This window comes from Rhodococcus sp. IEGM 1318, assembly GCF_033142465.1.
Classification (GTDB): Bacteria; Actinomycetota; Actinomycetes; order Mycobacteriales; family Mycobacteriaceae; genus Rhodococcus_F; species Rhodococcus_F qingshengii_B.
On the sequence record NZ_JAWLSC010000009.1, the window covers coordinates 187,912 to 196,660 of the forward strand.

Below are 8,749 nucleotides of genomic sequence, written 5' to 3' on the forward strand. Positions count from 1 at the left end.
CGATCAGCTGTTTCGTTGTCCGGGAACAGCATCTGTGCCGCGGTGCGTGCCGTCGCGAACCGTGCCGACGTACTCCTCGAGGAGATCCTCGAGCGCGACGATACCGATCACCACTCCGTCAGCGTCCGTGACTGCGCCGAGGTGCGAGCTGGCCCGACGAAGGCCGGCCAACGCTTCGGCCAGCGGCGTGCTGAGCGGAACGATGGGCAACGGGCGGATATCGGATGTCGGAACGACGGTGTCCGGCCCGGCAGCTTCGTCGAGCACCTCGTCGAGCACATCCTTGAGGTGCACGTACCCGGCCAGCGATCCGTCGCTCGCTCGGACCGGGTAACGCGAGTATCCGGTCTCGATGACCGCACGCTCGATCTCACCCAGTGTTGTTCCCGACGGTGTGAGGGGAATGGTCCGAACCTTGTCGAGAGTGATCAGAACCTCGGACACCGTGCGATCGGTCGATTCGAGAGCCTGCTTCAACCGCCGGTGTTCTTCGGCGTCGATCAGACCTTCGGATCGCGATTCACCGATCATCGCGGACAACTCCACGGCAGAGACCGTGACGTCGAGTTCGTCCTTCGGCTCGACGCGCAGGAGCTTCAGCACGCCGTTTGCGCACAGGTTGTAGAACGCGATGATCGGGCGAGCGATCTTGATGAAGGCGAGATGCACGGGAACGAGCAGCATGGCCGTCTTCTCGGGGCCGGCCAACGCGATGTTCTTGGGAACCATCTCGCCGAGCAGGATGTGCAGCACGACGACGAGCGACAGCGCGATCGCGAACGAGATCGGGTGCAGCAGTCCGTCAGGCAGGCCGACGGCTTCCATCGGCACCTCGAGGAGGTGCGCAATGGCAGGTTCGGCGACCTTACCCAGGAGAATCGAGCAGATCGTGATGCCCAGCTGAGCCGCCGCAAGCATCAGCGACAGGTTCTCACCGGCCTTGATGACCGTAAGCGCCCGCTTCTTACCCTGCGCGACAAGTGCCTCGAGGCGGTCGCGTCGTGCGGAGATCAGCGCGAACTCCGCACCGACGAAGAATGCGTTACCGGCAAGCAGCACGACGGTGAGGAGTACACCGAAGAGGTTATTCATCGTCGGACTCCTTCTTGTCGTCGTCTGCGGATTCGGGTTCGACGTAAGCGGGGACCGGCGTGATGGTCACCCGGTCGATACGACGGCCGTCCATGCTGGTCACTCGCGCGATCCACTTGCCACGGGAATCGCCGGACGAGTCGACATCGGGCAACTCCACTTCGTCACCTTCATCGGGGATGCGTCCCAATTCGGTGAGCACCAACCCACCGAGGGTGTCGTAGTCGCCTTCGGGGGCGGTGTATCCCGTCGCCGACGTGACCTCGTCGATGCGCAAGAGGCCGGAGCACGACCATCCGTCTCCGACCCGCTGTACGTCCAGCTCGGGCTCGTCGTGTTCGTCGCGCACATCGCCGACGATTTCCTCGATGAGGTCTTCCATCGTGACGATGCCGGCTGTTCCGCCGTATTCGTCGACGACAAGAGCGACCTGCATGCCGTCGGAGCGGATCCGCTCCATGACGGTGTCTCCGTCCAGACTCGACGGCACGACGGGAACACGTTGAGCCAGACTGTCGACGCGCGTCGTGCGCCTGCGCTCGGCCGGAACGGTGAACGCGTGCTTGATGTGTACGACGCCGACCGTGTCGTCGAGATCGCCGCGAACGACGGGGAAGCGCGAGTAGCCAGTTCGCGACGCCGTCACGATCAGGTCTGCGACGGTGTCCGAGAGTTCCAGCGATTCGATCTTCACTCGCGGAGTCATCAACTCTTCTGCGGTGCGGTCACCGAACTGCAGCGAACGGTCGACGAGCATCGCCGTGCCCTTGTCGATGGACCCGCGCTGCGCGGACGTCCGCACGAGTGATCCGAGTTCCTGCGGTGATCGCGCCGAGCGCAGTTCCTCTGCGGGTTCGATGCCCAGGCGTCGCACAATCCAGTTGGCGGCTCCGTTGAGGCCGTTGATGGCCCACCGGAAGATCAGCGAGAAGCCAGCCTGCAGGCCCGCAGTTGCACGAGCGGTGGGCATCGGCTTGGAGATTGCGAGGTTCTTGGGTACGAGCTCGCCGAAGATCATCGAGAACGACGTCGCGAGTACCAGCGCCAAGATCAAAGACGTTGTCGAGGCAGCGGATTCGCTGAGTCCGACGGCCTTCGCAACTGGTGTGATGAACCGCGCCAGAACGGGCTCGGCCAGGTAACCGGTGATCAGGGTCGTGATCGTGATGCCGAGTTGGGCACCGGAGAGCTGGAACGAGAGAGTCTTGTGTGCGTGTTGAACCTGGCGCGAGCGTCGGTCGCCGTCGCGAGCGGCTTCGTCGACGGTACTGCGCTCGAGCGCGGTCAGTGAGAATTCGGCCGCCACGAAGAGGGCGGTGCCTGCAGTCAGCGCGATGAAGCCGAAGAGGCTGAGAATGGTGAAAACGATGTCCATGTGTCATCGCCACCTGAATTGTGCACGGGGGCCGCCGGGTTTGTCTCCCGGCTCGCTAGAGGAGCCCTCCGAACCGGCGGAATCAGACGATTCCTCGGATAAAACGACGGGTGTAGCGCCGGGTAAGTGTGTGGGTGCCTCGGGCACCGGGTTCCTCTCGTCGGAGCCGAGGATTTCTCGGCTGTAGCGGGCTCGGTCGGGTCGCCGAAGGGCACCCGACCGAGTTTTGTTTTCTGTTTACGGAACCAATGATACCGGCGGGTGTCCGGGAGTAGGGACCCGAGCACCCGCCGACTGTCACGGAACCCTGATCACCAACCTGACGGAAGCGGCCGTCCTTCGGCGAATCCGGCAGCGGACTGAACACCGAGAACTGCCTTCTCATGCAACTCTTCGAGTGAGCGCGCACCCGCGTACGTGCAGGTACTGCGCACGCCGGAACAGATCTGATCGATCAGGTCCTCGACACCCGGGCGCTCGGGATCGAGACGCATCCGCGAACTGGAGATGCCCTCCTCGAACAATCCCTTACGGGCGCGATCAAAAGCCGTTTCAGTGGCCGTGCGAGCGGCAACGGCGCGCTTGGACGCCATGCCGAAGCTCTCCTTGTACGCATTGCCCGCCTGATCGACCTTGAGGTCGCCGGGGGACTCGTACGTACCGGCGAACCACGAGCCGATCATGACGTTCGACGCGCCCGCTGCGAGGGCGAGTGCGACGTCGCGGGGGTGGCGAACTCCGCCGTCGGCCCAGACGTGCTTGCCGAGCTCACGTGCCGCTGCGGCACATTCCGCGACGGCCGAGAACTGTGGGCGTCCGACGCCGGTCATCATGCGCGTCGTGCACATAGCGCCCGGCCCGACTCCGACCTTGACGATGTCCGCGCCGGCCGCGATCAGATCGCGGGTGCCCTGTGCCGACACGACGTTGCCTGCGACCAACGGGACGCCGAGGTCGAGCGCCTTGAGAGTGGTGAGCGCATCGATCATTCTCTGCTGGTGACCGTGCGCCGTGTCGACGACGATCACGTCGGCACCGGCGTCGACGAGTGCCTTTGCCTTGGCGCCCACGTCACCGTTGACACCCACCGCCGCGGCAACCCGGAGTGCGCCCCGCTCGTCGACTGCGGGATCGTAGATTCCCGCACGAATCGCACCGGTGCGGGTGAGGACGCCGGCAAGAGTGCCGTCTTCGTTGACGATGACCGCCAGCGGATCGTGCTTGGCTTCGAGAAGTTCGAACACCTCGCGAGGTGTAGCGGTGACCGGGGCGGTGACGAAGTCGGTGATGGCGACCGAGCGCAGACGCGTGAACCGATCGACGTCAGCACAGGCGGCCTCGGTGACTACACCGAGTGGCTTACCGTCCTCGACCACGACGACGGCGCCGTGAGCGCGCTCGGGCAGAAGCGCCAGCGCGTCGGAGACGGCGTCGTCCGGGCTCAAGGTGACCGGCGTATCGGCGACGAGGTGGCGGCTCTTGACGAATGCCACGGTCTCGGCGACGGCTTCGGTGGGGACGTCCTGCGGAATGATGACCAGCCCGCCGCGGCGGGCAACTGTCTCGGCCATACGGCGGCCGGCTACTGCGGTCATATTGGCGACGACGACGGGAATGGTGGTTCCGGATCCGTCGGAAGAAGTGAGATCGACGTCGAACCGGGAGGTGACCTCTGTCCGGTTAGGGACGAGAAAAACGTCGTCGTAGGTCAGGTCGTATGGGGGGCGTTGCCCTTCGAGGAACTGCACGTTTCACGAGCTTACCGTCGATTCCGCCGCGGCGCCCTCGGTATCGCGTGCCTGTGAGCGGGAGAGGGCGATCGTGGTCATGATCATGACGGCGACAGCGCACCCGATGAGAGCAATTCCGGGGCCGTCGACGCGGAGGCGTTCGTCCAGAACCGTCATCCCCAGGAAGATGGCCGCAATCGGCTCGCCGATCGTGAGAGCGGGCAGCGACGCTGACAGCGGCCCGACCTGGAACGCGCGTTGTTGCAGGTAGACCCCGATCGCACCCGAGGCGATCAGAGCCCACGTCTGCCAGGCCGAAATCACCCCGACGACGCCGTGTCCGAGTAGGTCGGTGACGTACTTGGTGAACGCGACCGCAACGCCGTAGAAGATGCCGGCCGCGGAGCCGAGAAGCAGTGCGCGCCAACCACCGTCGAGTTTGGACAAGCCGCCGATGGTCGCGACCACGGCGACTGCGACCGTGATCGTCAGGGGCACAGCCCAATCGGACCACGGGGCATTGCTGTCACCCTCGGTGGGATCGCCGACCACGAGGAAGATCGCCAACGAAATCGCGAGCATGATCGCCAGTGACCACGCCGAACGGGTGATGCGGATACCCGAGAACTTGGCCGAGAGCGGCAGCGCGAACAGCAGCGAGGTCACGATCAGCGGCTGCACCACCAACACCGAACCCAACGACAGTGCAACGGCCTGCATGACATAACCACCGCCGTCGCCGATCAATCCGGCCCACCACCGAGGGCTCCGAATCAGCGACGCCACCAGCGCCTCGCCCTCGGGAACCGCCGACGCTGCCCGCTGCTGAGCGACGGACGCGCACGCGAAGAGCAGTGCGGCGACGAGTGCGCAGAGAACCGAGATCAGTGGAAGATCACCCATGTCCTCAGTGTGCGCGCTTGCCCGCTCGATTTCCGGCAGACGGCTTTCCTGCGCCCGGTGCACCCCGCCGCGGCGTCAGGCCCTTGGAGGCCAAACGTTCCGAACGGGTCGGGACCGGGGTGCCGTCGGCCCGGATCTTCTTCACACTCTTGGGATCGGTGACGCGCCGCGAGGAGGCGGCTCGCTTGTCGCCGTCCTTTTTCATGCGGCCACCGGCAGCCGTCCGACCTGCGGTGTCGTGTTCCTGGCGGCCACGCTTTGCGGTGTGCTTGACGGCGACGGTCGTATCGGGAGCCTCGACCGGAATGCCCGTCGGCTCCATTGCTCCGGTGATACGCGTGAGTTCCAGATCGTCGGGGCGGACCCGCACACCGTGAACCTTGATGCCTGCCTGCTTGGTCAACTTCTCGACCGCGTCACGTTCTTCGTCGGTGACGATGGTGACGACGACGCCCGATTCACCGGCGCGAGCGGTCCGGCCGGCGCGGTGCAGGTAGTCCTTGGCCTCGGCCGGGGGATCGACGTGAACAACGAGGGTCACGTCGTCGACATGGATTCCGCGGGCCGCGACATCAGTGGCGACCAGGACGGGGGTTGTTCCGTCGGAGAACGACGCGAGGGTCTTGGTCCGGTTGTTCTGCGTCTTACCGCCGTGCAGTGCGCCGGCAGAAACGCCGATCAAATGCAGCTGCTGCGCAAGACGATCCACACCGTGCTTGGTCTTGACGAACATGATGGTCCGCCCCGCCCGTGAAGCAATATGTGCGACAACGGATCTCTTGTCGTCGCGGTCGACGAAGAGCAGGTGATGCTCCATGGTCGAGACGGTGGCATCCGGGGGAGCAGTCGAGTGCGACGCCGGATTGCGCAGGTAACCCGCGACCAGATCGTCGACCTTGCCGTCGAGTGTTGCCGAGAAGAGCAGGCGCTGACCGTCTTTCGGTGTCGTGTCGAGAATCTTCGCAACCTCGTCGATGAAACCCATGTCTGCCATGTGGTCGGCTTCGTCGATGGTCGTGATCACGACGTCGTCGAGAATCACCGACTTCTGCTCGAGTAGGTCGAGTAGGCGCCCGGGGGTTGCGATCAGGAGATCGACGCCGCGGGCAAGGATGTCGGCCTGACGCTTGATCGGAACGCCACCGACCGCATTTGCCACACGCAAACCGATCTCGGTAGCGGCGTCGTCGAGTGCTTTGTGAATCTGGATCGCCAGCTCACGGGTGGGAGCGAGCACCAAACCGCGCGGACGATTCCGCTTGCTCGCCCCACCCTTGAGGCGCACCAGCATCGGAAGCCCGAAGGCCAGAGTCTTTCCGGAACCCGTCGCGCCGCGCCCGAGGACATCCCGACCGGCAAGGACATCGGGGATGGTTGCAGACTGAATGGGGAAGGGGACATCGATGCCGCTACGGCGCAACGCGTGCACCATCACGGCGGGGATTCCGAGGTCGACGAACGAACGCCCTTCGGTCGAGGTGGGCGAGTCGATCGTCGATTCCTGCATTTGTCCAGGCTACCGGGTATCGGTAGACGCAGATGACCGCATCTACCGATACCCGCTGTGAATCAGGCCTCGATTTCGCTGCGGTCACCGCTCCACAGCGTGTGGAACTTGCCCGGCTTGTCGATGCGCTCGTAGGTGTGCGCGCCGAAGAAGTCGCGCTGACCCTGAGTCAGGGCGGCCGGCAGACGCTCCGCGCGGAGACCGTCGTAGTACGAGAGCGAAGACGCGAACGCCGGTACCGGAATGCCGAGCATCGTCGCGGTGGCGACCACGCGGCGCCAGCTGTCGATGCCTGCCTCGATGGCCTCACGGAAGTACGGTGCCAGAATCAAGCTCGACAGGCTCGGATCCGCGTCGAACGCGTCCTTGATGCGGTTGAGGAACTGCGCACGGATGATGCAGCCACCGCGCCAGATCGTCGCCAGGTCGGCAGGCTTGAGGTTCCAGTCGTACTCGGCGCTGCCGGCAGCGATCTGATCGAAGCCCTGCGCGTACGCCACGATCTTCGACGCGTACAGCGCGGCCTGGATGTCGGCGGCGAACTGCTCGGCGTCAGCAGGCTTGTCGCCGAGAGAGCCGGCAGCCAGACCCTGCGCCTGAGCTGCGGCGCGCTGATTGCGGCTACCGGACAGTGCGCGAGCAAACACGGCCTCGGCGATACCGGTGACCGGCACGCCCAGATCCAGAGCGGACTTGACGGTCCAGCGGCCCGTGCCCTTCTGCTCGGCAGCGTCGACGATGACGTCGACCAACGGCTTGCCCGTCTCGGCGTCGACCTGGCGGAGCACCTCGGCGGTGATCTCGATCAGGTAGGACTCGAGTGTGCCCTTGTTCCATTCGGTGAAGACGTCTGCGACCTGACCGGCGTCGTAACCGAGTGCGTCGCGGAAGAGGTTGTACGCCTCGCCGATGAGCTGCATGTCGGCGTACTCGATGCCGTTGTGCACCATCTTGACGAAGTGACCGCTACCGTCGGGGCCGATGTGCGTGCAGCACGGGGTGCCGTCGACGTGAGCGGAGATGGACTCGAGAAGCGGGCCGAGAGCCTCGTAGGACTCCTTCGGGCCGCCGGGCATGATCGACGGACCGTTGAGTGCGCCTTCTTCGCCACCGGAGATTCCAGCGCCGACGAAGTGCAGACCGCGGGCACGGATCGCTGCTTCACGACGGATCGTGTCGGTGTAGAGCGAGTTGCCACCGTCGATGATGATGTCGCCGGGCTCCATGGCGTTCGCGAGCTCTTCGATGACAGCGTCGGTCGGGGCGCCGGCCTTGACCATGATCAGGACGCGTCGCGGCTTCTGCAGTGCGGCAACAAACTCTTCGACGGTCTCGGTGCGCACGAAATCGCCCTCGGAACCATGCTCGGCGATCAGGGCATCGGTCTTCGCGATGCTGCGGTTGTGCAGGGCAACGGTGTGACCGTGGCGGGCGAAATTGCGGGCAATATTCGAACCCATGACGGCCAGGCCGGTGACGCCGATCTGAGCTCGGGGTGATTCGGTGCTAGTGGTTGACATACTTACAGCTTTCCCTCTCGGTCCGCGGCTGTGAAATCCTGCGCTGTGCGCAGCCGAAAACGGTGCGGCCACGACGCGCGTGAACATCAGACCGTGCATACAAAACACGGATGCAGATCACTTTAATTGCAGTGACCTGCATCCGTCTCGATACAGCTTCCGGCACAGCCGGAAGGTTCTCAGTGTTCAGTTGTCGAGCCGCAGCTCAGCGCAGGTATTACCGCTGATCGCGCTTCGGGCCGTCGAATCCGTCATAGCTACGACGGTCGGTGCGACTGCGAAAGCCACCACCGCTGGTCGCGGCTGCGCGGTTGTCGCCGCCGTCGCGGTTGCCCTGGTATCCACTGCCACCGGAAGAGCGGTTGCCCTGGTATCCGGTCGAGGGGCGGCTGTCGCGGTTGCCCTGGTATCCACTGCCACCGGAAGAGCGGTTGCCTTGGTATCCGCCGCGGCTCTCGCCGTCGCGGTTGCCCTGGTATCCACCGGAAGAGCGATTGCCCTGGTAGCCCGTTGACGGGCGGCTGTCGCGGTCTCCGTAGGACGGTCGGCTGTCGCGGTTGCCCTGGTATCCACTGCCACCGGAAGAGCGGTTGCCTTGGTATCCGCCGCGGCTCTCGCCGTC

General features: G+C 64.8%; 6 protein-coding genes and 1 pseudogene. All 7 read right to left on the reverse strand.

The features are described 5' to 3' along the window. Positions 1-3 precede the first annotated feature (3 nt). Complete coding sequence (locus R4P65_RS21455) at positions 4-1,092, reverse strand: hemolysin family protein (protein ID WP_003944826.1); 1,089 nt, start codon at positions 1,090-1,092, stop codon at positions 4-6. Then, positions 1,085-2,467, reverse strand: coding sequence for a hemolysin family protein (locus R4P65_RS21460; RefSeq protein ID WP_230815613.1), 1,383 nt, complete (start codon positions 2,465-2,467; stop codon positions 1,085-1,087). The genes R4P65_RS21455 and R4P65_RS21460 overlap by 8 nt, the downstream gene beginning before the upstream one ends. Positions 2,468-2,778: 311 nt before the next feature. Continuing rightward, positions 2,779-4,215, reverse strand: a complete 1,437-nt coding sequence (locus tag R4P65_RS21465; RefSeq protein WP_317828024.1) for a GuaB1 family IMP dehydrogenase-related protein — start codon at positions 4,213-4,215, stop codon at positions 2,779-2,781. Positions 4,216-4,218: 3 nt separating this feature from the next. Continuing rightward, a complete protein-coding gene (locus R4P65_RS21470) occupies positions 4,219-5,100 on the reverse strand; it encodes a DMT family transporter (protein WP_317828025.1) in 882 nt (293 codons plus the stop codon). Between the two features lie 4 nt (positions 5,101-5,104). After that, positions 5,105-6,607, reverse strand: coding sequence for a DEAD/DEAH box helicase (locus tag R4P65_RS21475; RefSeq protein ID WP_317828026.1), 1,503 nt, complete (start codon positions 6,605-6,607; stop codon positions 5,105-5,107). A gap of 62 nt (positions 6,608-6,669) precedes the next feature. Continuing rightward, positions 6,670-8,127, reverse strand: a complete 1,458-nt coding sequence (gndA, locus tag R4P65_RS21480) for an NADP-dependent phosphogluconate dehydrogenase (RefSeq protein WP_317828027.1) — start codon at positions 8,125-8,127, stop codon at positions 6,670-6,672. A 217-nt stretch (positions 8,128-8,344) separates the two neighbouring features. Then, positions 8,345-8,749: pseudogene (locus R4P65_RS21485) on the reverse strand (RNA helicase); the annotation flags it as partial.